Source organism: Brevibacillus brevis (genome assembly GCF_001039275.2).
Classification (GTDB): domain Bacteria; phylum Bacillota; class Bacilli; order Brevibacillales; family Brevibacillaceae; genus Brevibacillus; species Brevibacillus brevis_C.
The window spans coordinates 270,001-290,637 of the sequence record NZ_CP030117.1 but is presented as its reverse complement, the minus strand read 5'-3'; the positions used below and the strand labels follow the sequence as shown (position 1 = coordinate 290,637).

The 20,637-nt window shown below is 46.6% G+C and carries 16 protein-coding genes, 10 tRNA genes and 1 rRNA gene (1 of these 27 only partly in view); 3 read left to right on the top strand and 24 right to left on the bottom strand.

The window, feature by feature from the left end:
- The first annotated feature begins 117 nt into the window (after window positions 1-117).
- Window positions 118-1,224 (top strand): glycerophosphodiester phosphodiesterase, encoded by a 1,107-nt coding sequence (glpQ, locus tag AB432_RS01780; protein WP_048036032.1) that lies wholly within the window; start codon window positions 118-120, stop codon window positions 1,222-1,224.
- A 303-nt stretch (window positions 1,225-1,527) separates the two neighbouring features.
- On the opposite strand, the gene AB432_RS01775 is transcribed toward glpQ, so the two are convergent.
- The 3 genes from AB432_RS01775 to AB432_RS01765 all read right to left on the bottom strand — a co-directional run bounded on the left by AB432_RS01775 (window position 1,528) and on the right by AB432_RS01765 (window position 5,311).
- Window positions 1,528-2,808 (bottom strand): MFS transporter, encoded by a 1,281-nt coding sequence (locus AB432_RS01775; RefSeq protein WP_048036031.1) that lies wholly within the window; start codon window positions 2,806-2,808, stop codon window positions 1,528-1,530.
- A gap of 213 nt (window positions 2,809-3,021) precedes the next feature.
- Window positions 3,022-3,702 (bottom strand): hypothetical protein, encoded by a 681-nt coding sequence (locus AB432_RS01770; protein ID WP_053079665.1) that lies wholly within the window; start codon window positions 3,700-3,702, stop codon window positions 3,022-3,024.
- Between the two features lie 1,018 nt (window positions 3,703-4,720).
- Window positions 4,721-5,311 (bottom strand): TetR/AcrR family transcriptional regulator, encoded by a 591-nt coding sequence (locus AB432_RS01765; RefSeq protein WP_048036029.1) that lies wholly within the window; start codon window positions 5,309-5,311, stop codon window positions 4,721-4,723.
- A gap of 167 nt (window positions 5,312-5,478) precedes the next feature.
- On the opposite strand from AB432_RS01765, the gene AB432_RS01760 reads away from it, so the two are divergent.
- Window positions 5,479-6,651, top strand: a complete 1,173-nt coding sequence (locus AB432_RS01760) for an MFS transporter (RefSeq protein ID WP_048036028.1) — start codon at window positions 5,479-5,481, stop codon at window positions 6,649-6,651.
- A 169-nt stretch (window positions 6,652-6,820) separates the two neighbouring features.
- Here AB432_RS01760 and AB432_RS01755 read toward each other — a convergent pair whose 3' ends face one another.
- The 9 genes from AB432_RS01755 to sigW all read right to left on the bottom strand — a co-directional run bounded on the left by AB432_RS01755 (window position 6,821) and on the right by sigW (window position 16,012).
- Complete coding sequence (locus AB432_RS01755) at window positions 6,821-7,498, bottom strand: hypothetical protein (protein WP_048036027.1); 678 nt, start codon at window positions 7,496-7,498, stop codon at window positions 6,821-6,823.
- Window positions 7,489-7,713 carry a hypothetical protein gene (locus tag AB432_RS01750; protein WP_201265928.1) on the bottom strand — a complete coding sequence of 75 codons (225 nt, stop codon included), beginning with the start codon at window positions 7,711-7,713 and terminating at the stop codon, window positions 7,489-7,491. The genes AB432_RS01755 and AB432_RS01750 overlap by 10 nt, the downstream gene beginning before the upstream one ends.
- 162 nt (window positions 7,714-7,875) lie before the next feature.
- Window positions 7,876-8,670: a PDDEXK family nuclease gene (locus AB432_RS01745; RefSeq protein ID WP_048036026.1), complete on the bottom strand. Its 795-nt coding sequence runs from the start codon at window positions 8,668-8,670 to the stop codon at window positions 7,876-7,878.
- A 263-nt stretch (window positions 8,671-8,933) separates the two neighbouring features.
- The gene (gene glmS, locus AB432_RS01740) at window positions 8,934-10,766 is read right to left on the bottom strand and encodes a glutamine--fructose-6-phosphate transaminase (isomerizing) (RefSeq protein WP_048036025.1); all 1,833 of its coding nucleotides are present in this window, start codon (window positions 10,764-10,766) and stop codon (window positions 8,934-8,936) included.
- Window positions 10,767-11,247: 481 nt separating this feature from the next.
- Window positions 11,248-12,594 carry a phosphoglucosamine mutase gene (gene glmM / locus AB432_RS01735; protein ID WP_048036024.1) on the bottom strand — a complete coding sequence of 449 codons (1,347 nt, stop codon included), beginning with the start codon at window positions 12,592-12,594 and terminating at the stop codon, window positions 11,248-11,250.
- 43 nt (window positions 12,595-12,637) lie between these two features.
- Window positions 12,638-13,885 (bottom strand): CdaR family protein, encoded by a 1,248-nt coding sequence (locus tag AB432_RS01730; protein WP_048036023.1) that lies wholly within the window; start codon window positions 13,883-13,885, stop codon window positions 12,638-12,640.
- Complete coding sequence (gene cdaA / locus AB432_RS01725) at window positions 13,878-14,702, bottom strand: diadenylate cyclase CdaA (RefSeq protein ID WP_007725283.1); 825 nt, start codon at window positions 14,700-14,702, stop codon at window positions 13,878-13,880. Before cdaA ends, AB432_RS01730 begins: the two co-directional genes overlap by 8 nt.
- Before the next feature lie 105 nt (window positions 14,703-14,807).
- A complete protein-coding gene (locus AB432_RS01720) occupies window positions 14,808-15,431 on the bottom strand; it encodes a zf-HC2 domain-containing protein (protein WP_007725281.1) in 624 nt (207 codons plus the stop codon).
- 17 nt (window positions 15,432-15,448) lie between these two features.
- Window positions 15,449-16,012, bottom strand: a complete 564-nt coding sequence (sigW, locus tag AB432_RS01715; RefSeq protein ID WP_016742677.1) for an RNA polymerase sigma factor SigW — start codon at window positions 16,010-16,012, stop codon at window positions 15,449-15,451.
- A gap of 170 nt (window positions 16,013-16,182) precedes the next feature.
- Between sigW and AB432_RS01710 the strand changes: the two genes are divergently transcribed.
- Window positions 16,183-16,341, top strand: a complete 159-nt coding sequence (locus tag AB432_RS01710) for an aspartyl-phosphate phosphatase Spo0E family protein (RefSeq protein ID WP_007725277.1) — start codon at window positions 16,183-16,185, stop codon at window positions 16,339-16,341.
- A gap of 93 nt (window positions 16,342-16,434) precedes the next feature.
- On the opposite strand, the gene rocF is transcribed toward AB432_RS01710, so the two are convergent.
- From rocF to AB432_RS01650, 12 genes are all read right to left on the bottom strand, one after another.
- Window positions 16,435-17,331, bottom strand: coding sequence for an arginase (rocF, locus tag AB432_RS01705; protein WP_012684013.1), 897 nt, complete (start codon window positions 17,329-17,331; stop codon window positions 16,435-16,437).
- A gap of 170 nt (window positions 17,332-17,501) precedes the next feature.
- A tRNA-Gly gene (locus AB432_RS01700) sits at window positions 17,502-17,575 on the bottom strand.
- Window positions 17,576-17,584: 9 nt separating this feature from the next.
- Window positions 17,585-17,661, bottom strand: a tRNA-Pro gene (locus tag AB432_RS01695).
- A 5-nt stretch (window positions 17,662-17,666) separates the two neighbouring features.
- Window positions 17,667-17,743 (bottom strand) — tRNA-Arg (locus AB432_RS01690).
- Between the two features lie 21 nt (window positions 17,744-17,764).
- Window positions 17,765-17,840 (bottom strand) — tRNA-Lys (locus AB432_RS01685).
- 6 nt (window positions 17,841-17,846) lie between these two features.
- A tRNA-Gln gene (locus tag AB432_RS01680) sits at window positions 17,847-17,921 on the bottom strand.
- 21 nt (window positions 17,922-17,942) lie between these two features.
- A tRNA-Tyr gene (locus AB432_RS01675) sits at window positions 17,943-18,027 on the bottom strand.
- A gap of 9 nt (window positions 18,028-18,036) precedes the next feature.
- Window positions 18,037-18,112 (bottom strand) — tRNA-Val (locus tag AB432_RS01670).
- Window positions 18,113-18,198: 86 nt separating this feature from the next.
- Window positions 18,199-18,272 (bottom strand) — tRNA-Glu (locus tag AB432_RS01665).
- 19 nt (window positions 18,273-18,291) lie between these two features.
- Window positions 18,292-18,367 (bottom strand) — tRNA-Thr (locus tag AB432_RS01660).
- A 6-nt stretch (window positions 18,368-18,373) separates the two neighbouring features.
- A tRNA-Asn gene (locus AB432_RS01655) sits at window positions 18,374-18,449 on the bottom strand.
- Window positions 18,450-18,501: 52 nt separating this feature from the next.
- Window positions 18,502-20,637 (bottom strand): 23S ribosomal RNA (locus AB432_RS01650) (it continues 793 nt past the right edge of the window).

The window sequence follows — 20,637 nt, the reverse complement described above, 5'->3', positions numbered from 1 at the left end:
ACCAATATAATATTTTTGTGATGGAGATCAGGAGATTCACAATATTTCATTTGGTACGGTATAACCTACCAGTGAAATTTGTGGATCTTTTTTTCATCCAAATGGAGGAGGAAGAACATGAAAAAACTGGTTACATCCTTGGCAGCCGCTCTCGCTATTACAACGAGCTTTGGAAGCGTATCCTTTGCCGAAGCGGATAAGATTGTCATCGCCCACCGCGGAGCGAGCGGATACTTGCCGGAACATACGCTGCCCGCAAAAGCGATGGCTTACGCGATGGGAGTCGACTACATCGAACAAGACGTGGTCATGACAAAGGACAGCAAACTAGTCATCATGCACGACCATTATCTGGACAGCGTAACCAATGTAGCGGAGGTCTACCCTGATCGAAAACGAAAAGATGGCAGGTACTACGTTATTGATTTCACTCTTGACGAGATCAAGAAACTGAAAACGACAGAGGTCTTCACAGTAGAAAACGGCAAGCAGGTACAAGACTATCCGGATCGCTTCCCTCTCTGGAAATCCAGCTTCAGTGTTCACACCTTGGAAGAAGAGATTGAACTGATCCAGGGTATGAACAAAAGCACGGGTCGTAACGTAGGGATCTATACGGAGATCAAAGCTCCCTGGTTCCACAGACACGAAGGAAAGGACATCAGCCTCGCAGTGTTACAGGTGTTGAAAAAGTACGGCTATGTGTCCAAGAATGACAAAGCGTACATACAGACTTTCGACCCCAATGAAGCAAAACGGATTCGCACGGAGCTCTATCCACATTTGAATATGAACGTGAAGCTTGTACAGCTCATGGCAGAAACCGGCTGGAACGAAACCATGATCTATGAAAACGGTAAGGGCGTTCCCTACAACTACGATTGGATGTTTGAAAAAGGGGCGATGAAAGAAATTGCGAAATACGCAGACGGCGTAGGGCCATGGAAGCCGATGATCATCAAAGAAGAGTCGACGAAAGACCACCTCATCATTACCAATCTTGTCAAAGAGGCTCATGAAGCTGACCTGGAAGTGCATCCATACACCTTCCGAGCGGATAAAGGACAAATCCCTGCCTATGCAGCAAACTTTGAGGAACTGCTCGATCAGTTCTACTTCACAGCAGGAGTTGACGGGGTGTTTACGGACTTCCCTGACCGTGCCGTTGATTTTTTACGAAGAGCGGAGTCCCAAAGCAAAACGTCCCAGTACAAGGGTAGCTGACACAGACCGCAAAGTAACTTAAAAACACCTCTTTAACACTAAAACGCCGGTATCTTGTACGCTAAGGATTACCGGCTTTAATAATTGTGGGATTCTTTTTGGGACATAACAGAGATACTATGGACCACTCGGGAGAAGGTCAAGCTAAACGGATCTATATAAACCAAAAGAGCTGCACGCCGAAGGGGACTGAACCCAATAAATGAATCAGCGGTGACCTAAGACCAGAAAATAAAGTCTTAGACTCACCGCTGCTATATTATGCTATCGAACCTGTTAGTTTAATGCTTCTTAAGGCACTCCTTAGCTCTTTATAAACACATCTTTTTCCAATGTTAATTCATGAAATGATTTCACACGTAGTTGTAAAAATGGGGTGAACAATAATGTACAAGCCGAAGCTAACAATCCAATGCCACCCGCAAATAAAGCGAACCGTAAACCCATTGCCCCCCCGATCATCCCTCCCATTAACGAACCAAGCGGTAAAGAACCCCACGAGATAAATCGAAACGTAGCATTCACGCGACCTTGCAGGGCATCGGGTACAATTACTTGACGTAAACTGATGGTACTAATGCTAAACATGGAGACACCCATTCCGAAAAGAAGCTGTCCGAGCATCATAATCAACGCCATACTTAATTCTGATCCTACTGCTAATGGAGCAAGCAAACCGCCACTTGCTGCGATCGTAGCGGAACCTACAATTGTTGGACCTACTCCAAAACGACGTACAGCCCTTTGGGCAAGCAGAGAGCCAAATAGGTACCCTACTCCTAGCGTTCCATAAATGATGCCAAGAATGCTCGCACTGATTTTGAGTTCTTGCGATGCATATAGAACATAAACACTAAAAATAACATTCCAGGAAAGGTTAAAGACTGTTGAGCAGCGCACCACTCCCCACAGCAATGGTTTTGTGTAAACTGTATGCAGCCCTTCTTTAATTTCCAGCCACATATTTTTTTGTTTTTTCGCATCTGTCACGACTGTCTCCAACTTGCGAATCCGGGCTATGTATACAGCGGATACAAAAAAGGATACCGCCGTGAACAAGATTGCAAAAGGAGCGGTGATTAACTGTTCCAGTCCACCTGATAAACCCGGCCCAGCAATTTGTGCGGTAGATTTACTTGTCTCTAGTTTGCTATTCCCATCAACAAGCTGCTCCTTGCTCACAATGGAAGGCAAAAAGGATGTATAGGCAACATCAAAAAAGACAGTACAGATCCCCACTATGAAGGCTACCAAATATAGAACTGTCATATTCAGGAATCCAGTTAAGGCTGTCAGCGGCACAATGAGCAGTAATGCACCCCTGAAAAAGTTAGCGGCGACAAGAATTGGTCGCCGGGGAAATCTGTCTATCCATACACCAGCAAGCAAACCGAAAAGGATAAATGGCGCATACTCGACAAAACCAAGCAACCCCATTTGCATGGGACTGGCCCCTAAATAGAGAGCTGCCACTAATGGCATTCCTAATAATGCAACCTGAGTCCCAAACTGTGATGCAGTTTGCCCAATCCAGAGCCTGCGAAAATCTGTGTTAGTTAACAATCCTTCCACCTTGTTACTCATGTTCGTTCCCCCATTGCCGTTCAAATTTGCATTTTAAGTATAGGGGAAATGACGTTTCAAGATCTTGCGCTTTCATTGTGAAGACCTATGTCTGCTTTTTTCGTTTATAATGCCATACATACCCTACCGTTAGCGTCGAAAAGGCAGCCTATTAATTTCGACTGCCTTTCCACATTGTTATTGAACTATCGTTCCCTTTTGTTTAACAAGTTGCTATTGGGATTGTCCTGAATATATACCGTCAAGAAACTCGATTGAGACGCGTTCTGCTTCCTTCCTAGGTACAATTTCCGAACCTTGGCGTAGACGTTGGTACATCTTGATCGTATTTTTTAGCGCGTGGTAGCAACTTTCAAAGCTGTGGATGGGAATCGTACATTTTAATTCCTCCAGTTCCTTGAGAGCGTATTTCTCGAGCTTTCGAACCCCTCTCGGGGAATGACCGTTGCGAATGAGTACCAACGGCCCTAACACTACATTGCGCATAAAAGTTAGCGTATCGATTAATTCGAATAATTCACCTCTCCCTAATTTTGTAGCGCAGTAATGCACCCATACCCAGAAGCGATCTTCGATCCATTGAGGCTGAGGGAAAGGGAGAGATGGACTTGTTTTACTGAGTATCGTTGCAATACCAGAACCTCTCTCCCAAAGAATCAGTGGGTTCTCGACTCGGGATTCGAGCTCTTCCAGTTGTACAAATTTAAGGTCGACATGAAGAGGGGCTGGGCCATATAAACAAATAAGCAATCTCGGTTCCCCGACATGCTCGCCTGTGAATGCAGAAAGTAAATTACCGAGTCTTTCGGCAATTCGGAAGCGTTGTTCCATGATCTCATTTCGAAAAGCATAATTGTAGACGATTATTAAATCCAGATCACTATACTCATCCATTTCTCCGTACGTTTGCAGGATACTTATACTCGAGAGCAAAAGAAACATACGGGGTTACCCCATTCATTAGAGACAATGCATATTTGTTTAAGGTACTTACTACCTCAAAGGCCCTTCCGCTAAAAAGTGCAAGATGCCTGTCATAAGGAACCTCACTTGTATTCTCACCCACCATATGTATCTTGCAGAACTATAAAAAAGAGTCCAGCAACAAAGCGTTCCGATGTACATCATCATACTTCTTTCTCTGCTTGGTAAACAAACCTACAACAGATTTCCAAGTGACAAGCTCCTCTCTTACCCCCCCCCCGAATAAACCCCCAGAAATCTCCTCTTATGAGCCTCCAATTGTGGACGGTACAACTTCCCTCCACCACGCTTCATCTCAAATAGGACGGACAGTGAGCCGTTACGAGCATAAAGGAACCTGTCAGGTATACCCTCCCTCTCTTCATCCCCATCGTCCTCGGCAACCCTACGTCATCCTGCCCATTAGCTTAACGAGGCTTCCGGATCACCTCCAGAAGCCTCTGTTGTTTTGGTAAGCTATCGTACCCGTTAGTTCTTAGTTAGCACTTATCTTGAACAGAGTATGATTTACCCCATTGCATGAATTTCTCCCAAATCAATTCATCAAATACGGCGTCTCTTATAAAAATGCATGACTTCCTCGAGATCATTACTGGTTAACAGTTCTTTAGAAGAAAGAATACTATTTTCTAGACGTTGTTCAAAAAATCTCATTACGATCCTCCTAATCGGGTTCGTTTACAGTATCGGATACCATATTTCTTAAAATATCTTGCCCGTTATTTCAATAAAACAAGGAGCAGCTGCGGTAGCATCCTGCTCTCTGGGTATTTCACTAACGATACCGGGAAGGATGATCATGAGATTTGGGCCAGGCCATCGTACAGCATACAAAGATAGCGGAATGATTCATTATGTTACACAACAACCGGTGATTCAAGTTAATCGTTTCATCTGAACGGGAAGGGCAGAGCAATAACGACAGGTCCTATTCCAATAGTTCTTTGGCTCCGTTCATCACTAAGGGCATAGTCTGTTTAACGAATGATTCCGCACTTATTAGACGCCCCTCATTGTTCCAAACGTAAGCCGCCCCATAAATCCCCCAACTTAACATGATAGAAGCAGTATTTATTAAGAATTGCGCGTTTGGAGTCGCTAGCCTCTTGTCTTTGTCTATAAAGGAAAGAAGTATCGCTTGAATTTTTTCCTTTACTTGAATTTCGAATACAGGTACAAGCGATGTATTTCTTCTTTTGCACATAGTGCTTAAACCCTCGTGAAATTCGCATACCCCCAGAAAAATACTCTGAATTGTTTCTTCATTTAATTCTTCGTGACCGCTTATTCTACGATTTATGATTGTCATAAATGATTCCATTAGTCTGGCCTCAAGAATTTCAAATTTGTCTACAAAGTGCGCATAAAAAGTCGCCCTGTTAACAGTAGCCCTCTCTGCAATATCCCTAACGGTTATCGATTCAAAGTCTTTTTCTTGAATTAATGAAGCAAAAGCGTCTTGAAGGAGTCGCCGTGTACGTATCACACGAGGATCAGCTTCATTCTTTTTAATTGTCATGGTTAAGATCTCCCCAGTAAAACGACATTATAGAAATGGTGTCGTCTATACAACGGTTTATGGTTATTGATGATTGCGTACCATTCGGTTGCTATTATAGCATACAAATACAACACATGTTGTTCAAGCAACTAATGTTGTATTGAAACAAAACAGGAGAGTGAATTATGAAGAGCACATGGAAAGTTTACGTTCTAGCCTTGATCAGCTTTTTAGTTGGAACATCCAATTACATCATTTCCGGGATATTAGACCGAATCGCAGAGACGTTGGGAACAAGCGTTGCGGCAGCAGGCCAGCTCATTACGGTTTATTCCCTGGCCTATGCGGTCGGCACGCCTATTTTGATGGCGCTGACGGCCAAAATAGACCGGCGCAAGCTCCTACTTTATTCGCTTGGCCTCTTTATTGCCGCAAATCTGCTCACATTTATATTGTCCGGCTTCGGTTTCTTCATTGCCGCGAGAATCGTTACTGCATTAGGTGCCGGGGTGGTCACAGTTAACGCGCTCAGCATCGCCGCAAAAATCGCTCCGCCAGGTAAGCAGGCCAGCGCCATCGCCAACGTCACCATGGGCATTACCGCATCGCTCATCATCGGCGTCCCGCTCGGCAGAATGGTAGCCTCGGCTTTTGGCTGGAAAGCGGTATTTCTGGCCATCGCAATTGTCGGGGTCATCGCTATGCTTGTCATTGCTGCTGTTCTTCCACGTATGCAGGGAGACAAGCCTGTTCCTTTGATCAATCAATTTGCTTTGTTAAAAAAACCTCAGGTTTTGGTTGCTTTAGCAATTACTTTTTTCTGGTTGGGAGGATATTCCCTCGCCTATACCTACATCTCCCCTTTTCTGCTAGAGGTGACTCATTTAAATGATTCATTGATTAGCGCCGCTCTGTTCGTGTTCGGCATTGCCAGTTTGATTGGCTCGAAAGTCGGCGGCTACAGCGCGGATAAACGGGGCATCAAATACACGCTCGTATCAGGGATGGTGCTTCACGTCATTTCGTTAATTTTGCTATCCTTAGTCGGACAGTCGGTTATTGCTGTATTCGCCATTTTGATCCTCTGGTCTTTTTCCGCTTGGTCATCCGCTCCCGCGCAGCAATTTAACCTGGTTTCGCTTGTTCCTGAATCCTCGGGCGTCATGCTGAGCTTGAACAGTTCCATGATGCAGCTTGCCATGGCTGTCGGCGCAGGAATCGGCGGGCTGATCGTTAACCATATTTCTTTGGCATCCATTACCTGGTTCGGGGTACTCGGCGTACTCATCGCCATCATTACCGTGTTTGTATTGTCTAATATGGCATCACGGCATTCGGTGGTTCAATCAGCGGATTAAGAATATGCTAACCATGGAATATTTGATAAAGGTGTTCTGTGAAAATAAAGTTTTAGACTGGGTCCAATAAATAATGCAGCGACAGAACAAGACTTGATAAATAAAGTCTTAGACTGCCGCTGTTGTTGTTCAATTATCGATCCCCGTTAGTGCAGTAACACGTTTCGATCTACACCAGTTTTCTTTTTTCATTCCTCTGTTTAACACCAACAATTATCAATAGAATTACAAAGACTATCAAGATGATCGTAGATATTAATTTTGATAATGATTCCCACGCTTTTAATTCGTAAAGATCATCGATCGCTGTATATATGTTAGTCGTTCCCAAACAATAACTGGCTTTTAGATATTCCTTAGTTTGTTCATTGTCGGTTCCATAGTTAGCATAAACAATATAAGTTGATCCCTCTTTAAATTGAATGCCACAGGAACCAAGATCATCTTTTAGGGTCAGAACCTCTGTATCAACATTTTTTAAAGCATCTTGCACTTTAAACTGGATGTTTGTATGAAAAGCATCTGTCGTTCGCTCTTGCTGAATACTAATAACCTTACCAACAAACGCATAATCTGATAACTTAACACTATCTTGCGCAGTATCAGGAAAGTCACAAGAACATGCAAACCCATCATTCGGGAGAGAAAAAACAAAAGTAAATAAAATAAACCATATCGTTAAGGTTGTCCGTCCATGGACAAGGAATAACCGGGTATAGGCCGCCCTCCGTGGTTTTTGGGAGGCTTTGTTTTTACGGTAGTAGTAGGTTGCTTCAAAAATGCCGACAATACGTAGCACCATTTTGGCTGTGTACCCCAGCTGTATCCACTTGTCGGCTATTTCCATTTTGTCTGATAAGCTGGGTTCACCTTTTTTACAAAATCACGAAGGATCGCGATTTCCCAATCCTTTTCTCCAAGTAATTTCTTCAATTTATCATTCTCGGTTTCAAGTTCACGAAACTCTCCTGGGCTTGGTGTATAGCTCGTTACAGCTTTGGCTTCGGCAGAAGTGTTTTGCCAATCTACGTGTTTGGAATCACGAATCCAACGATTTAGCATTTTGACGTCTATCCCATGCCGTCTGGCTACCTGGCTTGCATTTCCTGCTTCTTGTGCTATTGCACCAGTTGTTGTTTGAACTCGATTGAATAGCGTTTCCGTTGCATAAAAAATCCCCCTCTGTTCTTCTGATATCAGCTTAACAAGATAAGAGGGTATGACTCAAATCCAATTTTGGGGCTTAAGAGAATCGTCATGGTCTACTTTCTGATCAATTAAACCTTCTTCTTCATATTCTGGTCCCGTAAATTGAACAGTTTCAAAGCTATCACTCTCCCCCAGAAACTGTCGTAACTGACCAGAAAAATTCCCTAACGTAATTGTCTTTTGTAAGTTGACATTGAACACACCTGTTGCAATTAAGTGATATACAACTGGAAGTATATATCGAAAATCCACACTAGCCGTGAAGCTTCGAGCTATATCTAAGACAGATGAAGTTTCTAAATAAGATAGATTATTAATAACTTGATCCACCCATTGCGAATAACTTTTTCTTTTCTTAAGGTAAGGATTTAAGAATTTAAGATTGCGTACTACGACTTCAGGTAATGTCTTCGGATAAATCACGCTATACTTCCAATTTTGAGAGAATGCTAATTTTTCACATCGACTATTACATAATTTAAAAATCTCTGTCTCCATATCGGGTGAATTCTTAATTTGATACAAGTGAGAACTGAGCCTTGACGAAATACGAGTACATCTGGAACATGAAACCATTGCTTTATGGACGTTTATCGGTTGGTCATAATATCGAACGGAGGCCTGATCGAGTTCTAGAAAGTAATAAAATAAGCATTCGGCTAATGAATGGTACGCTACATCCCTACTCATTTTGTAGCTTGCTATAGACCCGATTACATGGGGTTTGTTGTGGCTCCCTTTGTTATCAACTTTACGTTTTGGTGCGTAGAGCTTGTCCTCTTTACTCCAATTACGATTTGACCAATCCAAAACGCTCCCCCCTGTTTATTCGCCCCGAAAAGTGTCGAGACTTGTTCCATACGATTTCTCACATGATCTCACACCTAAATTATCCGATTAATACAAAAATAACTAATTTCTTTCATTTTTAAACACAAAAAAAGCCTTGCTACAGTAAGGTGATACTGCAGCAAGGCTGGGCCAGCATATGTTACAACGGGTGACAAAGTATCTTCCCAAAGGTGACAAACTATATTACTACCCACAACAGGATGTTCTTATTCCCTTCAACTCTACTCAACCGTCACACTCTTCGCCAAGTTCCGTGGTTTATCCACGTCAAGGCCGCGAGCGACAGAAGCGTAGTAAGCAAGTAATTGCAATGGAATGACGGTCAGAATCGGTGTGAGCATTGGCAGAGTGGCTGGCATGTAAATGACCTCATCCACACTCTTCGCCAGGTCGTGGTTGCCTTCAGTCGCAAAGCCCAGTACATGAGCGCCGCGAGCTTTTACTTCCACGATGTTGCTTACCGTTTTTTCGTAGATGTCTGGTTGCGTAGCCAAAGCTACAACTGGAACATTATCTTCAATCAGCGCAAGTGTACCGTGCTTCAGCTCACCAGCTGGATACGCTTCAGAGTGAATGTAGGAGATTTCCTTCAGCTTCAGAGAGCCTTCCAGCGAAACCGCATAGTCGAGGCTGCGGCCGATGAAGAACAGGCTGCTTACCTCTTTTGTGCCCTCCGCAAAGCGACGAATTTGATCATCGTTATTCAGCATGGAAGCGATTTTGCCAGGGATCTCGCTCAGGTGTTCAACGACTTCAGCAACCTCAGCAGCCGCCATGGTGCCTTTTACTTGAGCCAGATACAGGCTGAACAAGTACAGGGCAACGACTTGGGAGGTGTATGCTTTCGTAGATGCTACCGCTACTTCCGGACCAGCCCACGTAAAGATCACTTCGTCAGCTTCACGAGCTACAGAGCTGCCTACCACGTTGGTGATAGCCAATACCTTCACGTTGCTCTTCTTCGCCTCACGCAGCGCAGCCAGCGTATCTGCTGTCTCACCAGATTGGCTGATGACGATCATCAGTGTCTTGTCTGTGTAGATCGGATCACGGTAACGGAACTCGGAAGCGACTGCTACCTCTACAGGTACGCGAGTCCACTTTTCGATAACATCCTTACCGACGAGACCTGCGTGCATGGAAGTACCGCATGCCACGATGTAGATGCGATCGTATGCCGCCAATTCCACATCGCTCATTTTCAGCTCAGGCAAAATCACTCGCTTATTGTCCTCGTCAATGCGGGCACCCATGGTATCGCGAACAGCTTGAGGCTGCTCGTGCATTTCCTTGAGCATGAAGGAATCATATCCGCCTTTTTCTGCTTGTACCAAATCCCACTCGACATGGAACAGTTCCCGCTCGATTTTCTCGCCGGTCTCTGCGTTCATCAGTTCCACACCATCGCGAGTCAACACAGCCATTTCGCCTTCGTTCAAAATGTACACGTCACGTGTATGCTCCAAAATAGCCGGGATATCCGAACCGATAAAGCTCTCGCCTTGACCCACACCAACTACCAGCGGGCTAGCCAATCGAATCGCTACCAGCTTCTCTGGCTCGTGCTGCGTCATGATTCCCAATGCATAGGCACCACGCATGCGTTGAACAGCACGACGAGCTGTAGAAACGATATCGCCATCGTACATGTCCGCGAGCAAGTGAGCAATAACTTCGGTATCTGTCTCAGAAGTGAACGTGTAGCCTTTTGCCAGCAGCTCTTCTTTCAATGGCAGGAAGTTTTCGATGATCCCGTTGTGAACGACTGCAAAAGCCGATTTCTCGTCTGTATGTGGGTGGGAGTTCTCGTCAGACGGTTTTCCGTGTGTTGCCCAACGTGTATGCCCGATTCCCATAGAACCAGTCAATGGCTTCGACTCCAAACGACCTTCCAGAACAGCCAGACGTCCCTGAGCTTTTGAGTACTCCAAGCCGTTTTCGTTCACGACAGCAACCCCTGCTGAATCATAGCCGCGATACTCCAGCTTGCGAAGTCCTCCGATTACGATATCTTGCGCTTGTTTATTTCCAATATATCCAACGATTCCGCACATAAGTGTATGGTCCCCTTCCAATTTGGCGAGGGACTTCCACCCGAACAATGGTACGGGGGTGAGTCCCCCGCCATTCCATGTTTTTATATGGTCATACTGTTTCATCTATTTCGGCAATGGCAAATAACGTATCACACACAAGGTTTTGTCCACCAGATCACCCTGATGTTTTGTCCCTGCGCTCTGCGGCAGTGATACTGCTGCCGGGAGGTATCCGCCGAATCCTTCGATAAACCTCCACCTCGTCCACTGGGCTCCATGTCGGGCAGCCTCAGTGCTGGCGCTTTTCAATCGTCTGCATTTGATTTACGATGCTTGTTCTTTTTTGCACAACCCCTCCCATTTTTTTCTTTCTTGGTGCTAGCGCACATGAACACTGTACCACAGATTATGAAGAGCGACAACATCTCGTCGTCGTATTTTAGTTGTATGCAAAAGGGAGCGGCATCGAAACCGCTCCCTGCAACTTTTTACACTAATTTTACACCAGTTCTTGTTTGACCACGTCAACGATCCGATTCACGAGCCCTTCCAACTGTGACGCATCTGGGCCTTCTGCCATGACACGTACGATTGGCTCTGTTCCGGACGGACGAACCAGAACGCGACCATTGCCAGCCAAATCTTCTTCCACGTCACGGATGGCCTGCGCAATAGCTTCATTGCCATTCAGCTTTGACTTGTCCTCTACACGGACATTGATCAAAAGCTGCGGATATTTGACCATCACTTGTTTGAGCTCGGACAACGGCTTGCCAGACTCCTTGATGATGTTCAAGAGCTGCAGACCCGTTAACAGACCGTCTCCTGTCGTATTGTAGTCCAGGAAGACAATATGACCGGACTGTTCGCCACCGAGATTATAACCTCCGCGCAGCATCTCTTCAACTACATAGCGATCCCCTACAGCAGTCTTCGTCGTATTGATGGAGCACTCCTCCATCCCTTTGAAGAAGCCCATGTTGGCCATTACGGTCGTAACAACTGTATTGTTGTTGAGCTTTCCTTTTGCCTTAAGTGCTCGTGCACAGATCGCCATAATATAGTCGCCGTCGATGATTTCACCATTATCATCTACTGCAATACAGCGATCCGCGTCCCCATCAAAGGATAGACCCAAGTCAGCTTTATGCTTCAAAACTTCTTCTACTAGACGTTCAGGATGCGTTGAACCGCATTGGTCATTGATGTTGATTCCATTCGGATTCGCACCAATCGTGATCACTTCAGCGTCCACATCCGCAAACAGACGAGCTGCCAATGATGAGACAGCACCATTTGCACAGTCCAGGACTACCTTCAGACCGTCAAATCGCTCAGATACGGTACTCTTTAAATGAGAGAGGTACTTTTGACCACCCTCCAGGAATTCCAGAACCGTCCCGATTTGTTCGCCTGTTGGTCGAGGCATAGTATCCTCTGTCGCGTCCAAATACTGTTCTACTTCAGCTTCCACTTCGTCGGACAGTTTAAAACCGTTGCTACCGAAGAACTTGATTCCGTTATCCGGAAACGGATTGTGAGAGGCGGAGATCATAACACCCGCATCTGCACCAAGTGCACGTGTGAGATACGCTACCCCCGAGGTGGAGATAACACCCAATCTGACCACTTCTGCTCCAACCGATAACAGCCCAGCCAAAAGTGCGTTTTCCAGCATTTGTCCGGAAATGCGCGTATCGCGCCCAATCACCACTTTTGGTTTCCCTTCCTGCTTGTGTCTGGTAAGAACGTAACCGCCAACGCGTCCGATTTTAAATGCCAGTTCGGGTGTCAGTTGTGTATTTGCTACACCGCGTACACCGTCTGTTCCGAAATACTTCCCCATGATTGTCCCTCATTTCCTTCCTTGTGCACACAACAGCTTATGTCTACCTTTGCTTGTTCGTGATTTGAATTGTGACCTTTTTCGGTGCACTCGCAGAAGTCTTGATATACTCCGACTGATTGAAGATGTAATTCAATGGTACTTCGTATACACCCGCCGGCATATTGCTGACATCTGCTACGACCTGCAAGTCTTCATGACTCAACTGATTCAGCACTTCTGGTGCGCCGATCACGTCGAAGTCGATTGTAGACATCTCCTGGCCATCGGTGGATAGTACCTTTGCTTCCATGCTTTCTGATAGCCCGCTAATGCGAATCGGAATCTTGTCCAAACGCTTGGTCGTTGATTGAACGACTTTCAGCGATACGGTCAAATACTCCGGCTCTACCTTCACAATATTATCCATTAACGGTATCTTTAGCTCTATATCGCGATCTGATGTAATGTTGCCGAGATCGATTTCCGGCCCTGGGTATGTGTTGGATTTGATGCCATCAATGACTTCCTTCGGTCCATAGACCGTGACCTCTTCCACATTCATACCCATACTAGCCAAACTATATCCATTCGGCAATTCATTCGTCAAGTTTAATTTGATTGGCACTTTGGCAAACGGACTCGTTACGGGGATGTTGACTTCTACCGTAAGTGGCACCACATCCGCCCCTTGAATCACGTTTCCAGACTTGTCCACGACTTTGAGCGGAACCGTTGTTTTGATTGCGGAAGTAGCCCCTTCCAGGTCAACCGAAGCCTTAACTGCTGCTACCTTATTCACTTGGCTTTCAGGTACCCTTACAAGTGCTCTAAACGGCTTTACAATAGGCTCTCCTGCCGTATAACCTGGAGCGACCTGTCCCAATTTCTCCACGGAAACTTCACGCTCAACGGTCTTCTTCTCTTCCAAGGTGATTTCCACGATATTCGGGATGATCCCTACCTTGACTTCATCCGGGAATCCCTTGTACTGGACAGGTACACGATGTGTTCCTTTGCCCAGGTTCGTCGCATCGACATACACTTCCCACGATTCCTCCGGGAAGAAATTGTGTCGATAAAAAGGATTATTGCTTTCCAAGGCGACCTTTACCGTTCGTTGCTGCTTAACCACCTGATAACGATCAGTATCGTATTTCACATGCAAATTGACACTATCAATAAAAGTTGGCTGACTTGCCTCAGGGGTCGTCGTTTGTTCGGCTTCCAGATTGACAATCATCCACGTCATGATAGCCAAAAGCAACGCAACAGCACGTGCAAACCAGTGACTGTTTAACCATTTATCCATGTTTTCGCCTCCATTGCCAACGACTTCCCATGGATTTGCCTTTGGACAGAGGCTGAAGCTGTTCTGTCAGCATCTCTGCCAGTTGCGCCTCCGTCAGATTCCGATTCATTGCTCCATGCGCGGCAAAGGACACCTGACCAGTCTCTTCGGATACGATGATCGCAATGCCATCGGAAACCTCACTTAACCCTATTGCCGCTCGATGGCGCGTACCCAACTCCTTCGAGATGGAATTGTTTTCAGACAGTGGAAGATAACAGGCAGCAGCCATAATCATGTCTTTTCTCATAATGACTGCACCGTCATGCAACGGTGTATTCGGGATAAAAATATTGATCAACAGCTCCGAGCTGACTCGCCCGTTAATGCCAATACCCGTTTCCACGTAGTCATTTAGTCCCGTCTCTCTCTCAATGACGATCAATGCACCAATACGACGCTTGGCCATGTACGTAACCGATTTGCCCACTTCTTGAACCAAGCGGCTAACCGCCTCGTCATCCTGCGTACTGCTTGAACGGGAAAAAAGCTTGCCTCGACCAAGCTGCTCCAGTGCTCGACGCAACTCCGGCTGGAAGATGATGACGACCGCCAAAACCCCGAATGTAAAAGCTTGATTCATCAGCGCGTGCAGTGCCGTCAGTTGAAAATATTTACTGAGGAACCATGTGATGACGATGACCATAATCCCCTTCAGCAATTGTACGGCGCGCGTCCCGCGAATAAGCATAATGATTTTATAGAACACGTATGTAACGAGTAAAATATCCGTTGCATACCGTAGCAAATCCCCATAATCCATGGATATCGATATCATAACGAAGCCCCCATATCTCGCTCCATCTAATGAAGTCAGTCTATCTTCTGCGGAAAAAGCACGGCTCCACTGCCGTGCTCTGATAGCTGTACTCTCTATTTTCTCTTATGGCAAGATCGGAAGCAAGTCATTTCCAATATTTTTCACCTCATACCAAATCCAATCTACGATCGCTTCGATTGATTCGGTATTTCCCACGACTTGGGCGGTAGATGCCACGAACACTTTTCCTTCAATAGCCACAACATTTCCTGTTACATGACCTCGAACATCTACGTTTCCGTTGCGGACAACCAAGTCTCCATCAATATTGGTTCCTGCTGGCACAACTACGACATTGCGTTCACGATCTATTTTTAATTTATCCAAATTAGCAGAGGATACCTGTAGAGTGTCATCCCGATCAAACCAACTGTTGAATACACTGCCGGTCATCAAAAAGAGAAATACCGCTGCAGCTGTCAAAAACGGGTGATTACGAAGCCATCCTGATAACAGATTCGCTTTCGTCGGCGCAGGCAATTGCGCAAGTACACGAGCTGTAAAATCAGAAGAGACATGAATATGTGAAGCGCTTTGAACAAAAGCGATGGCTCTCTGCAACTCATGCATATGCTGACGACAACTCACACAAGACTTTATATGTGTTTGCAATTGCAGATTGGCTAATTCATCAGTGTCCCCATCTAGATATTCGTGAATGAGGCAGATCATATCCCGGCATTCCATCGTGATTTTCTCCTTTCTCACATCAATCGCAACTTGCTGCGTAATGCTTCCCTTCCTCGGTGAATACGCGTCTTGATTGTCGTTATGGGAAGCTTTACGATATCGCTGATCTCCTGCAACGACAAATCCTCGATATAACGCAAGATCATAATCGAGCGATATTTGGGCTGTAAGTGAGACAAAGCATCTTGCACCGTCTCCTGCAGCTCCTGCGTTACGACTTTGTCCTCCGGTGTTCGCTCGTTAGAAGACAGGCGTGAATACCAGTCCAGGCCTTGCCCTGGTTCGGTTTCTTCATCCAATGAAAAGTCAGGTCGTTTTTTCCGGCCACGGTCGATACATAGATTGGTCGCGATCCTGTAGATCCACGTGGAGAACTTATAGCTGTCATCGTATGAATGCAAATTGGCATAGACACGCAAAAATGTTTCTTGCGCGATGTCCTCTGCATCCTGACGGTTTCCCACCATACGATATGCGAGCTGAAATATCTTGTCTTTATAAATCTCGATTAACTCCGCAAAAGCTTCACGGTCTCCACGTTTTGCCCGCTGAGTCAACCGTTTCTCTACAAAATCCATGCGATCCTCCCCACAATACCGTAATCCTATATACGGATGATACTGCATATGGTTTCATTTTTAATCTTGTGTTTGTGCGGATAATTTGTTGGGAAATAGAGGAATAAGCGTATGGCTTTCCTCTATATATAAGTAATGATAGCTCATTTATCTCACGGGTGGAAAGGAGAGTGCAACGATTGTCAAAAAAAGACGTTCTCCTCGAGATTGAAATGCTGCGAAAAGAACTGAACGATCAGTACAAAAAACAAGCCTGCATTACTCCAGAATTAGTTACGCTAAGCGTACAACTGGACCAGCTATTAAATAAACTTCGACTCCATCCTTAGAATGTACAGCTTTCCCCCATCAATGTAAAGATGCGGTAAAACAAAAAAAGAGGGCCAAAAGCCTCTCTTTTTTCATGATCTTCTTTATTTAGTTTACAGTAATTTATCACCAAAAACAGAACTCATCAAAGCGACTGCAACGCGAGCTGTCATGTTTTCTCGGTCAAGAATCGGGTTGACCTCTACGAATTCAGCAGAGCAAAGAATATCTGCATCTGCCAGCATTTCCAATGAGACATGCCCTTCGCGATAGGAGATACCACCTATTACGGGCGTCCCTACTCCTGGAGCATCGTGTGGATCAAGTCCATCCAAGTCGAGGCTCAAATGCACGCCATCTGTATTTTTGGACACATGCGCAATTGCTTCATCCATCACACGAGCCATACCCAATTTATCAATTTCATGCATGGTGAAAACCTTCATGCCAATACGCTTGATCAATTCACGCTCACCTTGGTCCAGATCACGCGCACCGATGATGACCACGTTTTCTGCCTTCACCTTTGGTGTATATCCCCCAATGTTCGTCAGACGCTCATGTCCATACCCCAAGCTCGCTGCCAAAGGCATACCGTGAATATTTCCCGATGGAGAAGTGGCACCCGTATTCAAATCACCGTGAGCATCAAACCAGATCACACCCAGGTTTTTTACGTGCTTAGCCACACCTGCTATGGTTCCCAGGGCAATGCTGTGATCGCCACCCAATACAAGCGGGAATCGACCAGCAGTCATGATATCGCTTACAACATTGGCAAGCTTCTCATTGGCTTCCACGACTTCATCCAGGTATTTATGGTTTTCCGTCTCGGTGAAGTGATGAGGACGCGTTACAAAAATATCTCCTCGGTCTTCAATGTTGAAACCCATCTTTTCCAGGCGGGCTACAACACCTGCATAACGGATAGCGCTAGGTCCCATATCAACTCCACGGCGGTCTGCACCTAGATCCATCGGTACACCAACAATGCTCATGTTTTTGTTCATAAAAGTGCCACCCTTTCCTTCGTTCATCATTCTCTACTCCTATATTGTAGCCCCGGAAAGTAAAATGACTCAACTCGACATGATTTTGCATAAATAACCTGTCGGACATGCTTTATCAAAAACACAAAAAAACGAGCAACCATGTCGGTTTCTCGTTTCTAAAAAGCATATGGAGCGGGTGATGGGAATCGAACCCACGCGACCAGCTTGGAAGGCTGGAGTTCTACCATTGAACTACACCCGCATATAAAAATGGTCGGGAAGACAGGATTCGAACCTGCGACCCCTTGGTCCCAAGCCAAGTACTCTACCAAGCTGAGCTACTTCCCGATAAGTGGCGTGCCCTGAGAGATTCGAACTCCCGACCTTTTGATTCGTAGTCAAACGCTCTATCCAGCTGAGCTAAGGGCACATATTTTGATTTTTAAAAAACTGGTGAGCCATGAAGGACTCGAACCTTCGACCCTCTGATTAAAAGTCAGATGCTCTACCAACTGAGCTAATGGCTCGCAAAATGGCTGGGGTACTAGGATTTGAACCTAGGAATGACGGAGTCAAAGTCCGTTGCCTTACCGCTTGGCTATACCCCAACAACCCGCAAAATAAAAAAATGGTGGGGAGAGACGGATTCGAACCGCCGAACCCGGAGGGAGCAGATTTACAGTCTGCCGTGTTTAGCCACTTCACTATCTCCCCATTTTTTTATGGTGGAGGCTGACGGGATCGAACCGCCGACCCTCTGCTTGTAAGGCAGATGCTCTCCCAGCTGAGCTAAGCCTCCAAATCCCTGACAAAGTGACGAGTATGCTTAGGAGCATACTCTGATAACTCTGCAGGTACCTTAACCACTGTTAAGGTGTTTTTAAGTGACCCGTAGGGGATTCGAACCCCTGTATGACAGCGTGAAAGGCTGCTGTGTTAAACCGCTTCACCAACGGGCCAAGATCATAAGAATACTTCTGGTGCTCCCGACAGGAATCGAACCTGCGACCTCTTCCTTACCATGGAAACGCTCTACCGACTGAGCTACAGGAGCATAATATGGCTCCTCGGGACGGACTCGAACCGCCGACCGATCGGTTAACAGCCGATTGCTCTACCAACTGAGCTACCGAGGAACGTTGAAGGGTTGTTCCTTCAAAACTGAATACGCATGATTGCTAAGAGTGTGTGGATAAGTCCTCGACCGATTAGTATTCGTCAGCTCCACGCGTTACCGCGCTTCCACACCGAACCTATCAACCTCATCGTCTATGAGGGGTCTTACCAGCTTGCGCTGTGGGAAGTCTCATCTTGGAGGGGGCTTCACGCTTAGATGCTTTCAGCGCTTATCCCGTCCGCACATAGCTACCCAGCTGTGCCACTGGCGTGACAACTGGTGCACCAGCGGTGCGTCCATCCCGGTCCTCTCGTACTAAGGACAGCTCTCCTCAAACTTCCTACGCCCGCGACAGATAGGGACCGAACTGTCTCACGACGTTCTGAACCCAGCTCGCGTACCGCTTTAATGGGCGAACAGCCCAACCCTTGGGACCTACTTCAGCCCCAGGATGCGATGAGCCGACATCGAGGTGCCAAACCTCCCCGTCGATGTGGACTCTTGGGGGAGATAAGCCTGTTATCCCCAGGGTAGCTTTTATCCGTTGAGCGATGGCCCTTCCATGCGGAACCACCGGATCACTAAGCCCGACTTTCGTCCCTGCTCGACTTGTAGGTCTCGCAGTCAAGCTCCCTTCTGCCTTTACACTCTACGAATGATTTCCGACCATTCTGAGGGAACCTTTGGGCGCCTCCGTTACCTTTTAGGAGGCGACCGCCCCAGTCAAACTGCCCACCTGGCATGGTCCTCTCGCCCGATAAGGGCGACGAGTTAGAAACTCCGTACATCAAGGGTGGTATCCCACCGACAGCTCCACAGAGGCTGGCGCCCCTGCTTCTCAGCTTCCCACCTATCCTGTACATGATGCACAAAGTTCCAATACCAGGCTACAGTAAAGCTCCATGGGGTCTTTCCGTCTTGTCGCGGGTAACCTGCATCTTCACAGGTATTATGATTTCACCGGGTCTCTTGCCGAGACAGCGCCCAAGTCGTTACGCCTTTCGTGCGGGTCGGAACTTACCCGACAAGGAATTTCGCTACCTTAGGACCGTTATAGTTACGGCCGCCGTTTACTGGGGCTTCGGTTCAAAGCTTCGCTTGCGCTAACTCATCCCCTTAACCTTCCAGCACCGGGCAGGCGTCAGCCCCTATACTTCGCCTTGCGGCTTCGCAGAGACCTGTGTTTTTGCTAAACAGTCGCTTGGGCCTTTTCACTGCGGCCCCCTCGGGCTATTAACCCTACCGAGGCGCCCCTTCTCCCGAAGTTACGGGGCCATTTTGCCGAGTTCCTTAGCAAGAGTTATCCCGCGCACCTTAGGATTCTCTCCTCGCCTACCTGTGTCGGTTTGCGGTACGGGCACCTTGTTCCTCGCTAGACGCTTTTCTTGGCAGTGTGAAATCAGGGACTTCGGTACTTAAATTTCCCTCGCCATCACAGCTCATGCTTAACGGTGTGCGGATTTGCCTACACACCACACTTACTGCTTGGACGGCCATCCAGTAGGCCGCTCACCCTATCCTCCTGCGTCACGCCATTGCTCAAGCGGAACAGAGGTGGTACAGGAATATCAACCTGTTGTCCATCGCCTACGCCTTTCGGCCTCAGCTTAGGTCCCGACTAACCCTGGGAGGACGAGCCTTCCCCAGGAAACCTTAGGCTTTCGGTGGACAAGATTCTCACTTGTCTTTTCGCTACTTACACCGGCATTCTCACTTCCAAGCGCTCCACCGCTCTTTCCAGTACGGCTTCACTGCTGCTTGGAACGCTCCCCTACCCAGTCCGTAAGGACTGCCATAGCTTCGGTGATACGTTTAGCCCCGTTACATTTTCCGCGCAGAGTCACTCGACCAGTGAGCTATTACGCACTCTTTAAATGGTGGCTGCTTCTAAGCCAACATCCTGGTTGTCTGGGCAACTCCACATCGTTTCCCACTTAACGTATACTTGGGGACCTTAGCTGATGGTCTGGGCTGTTTCCCTTTTGACGATGGATCTTAGCACTCACCGTCTGACTCCCGGACATAAGTCATTGGCATTCGGAGTTTGACTGAGTTCGGTAACCCGATGAGGGCCCCTAGCCCAATCAGTGCTCTACCTCCAAGACTCTAAATTCCGAGGCTAGCCCTAAAGCTATTTCGGGGAGAACCAGCTATCTCCGAGTTCGATTGGAATTTCACCGCTAGCCACACCTCATCCCCGCACTTTT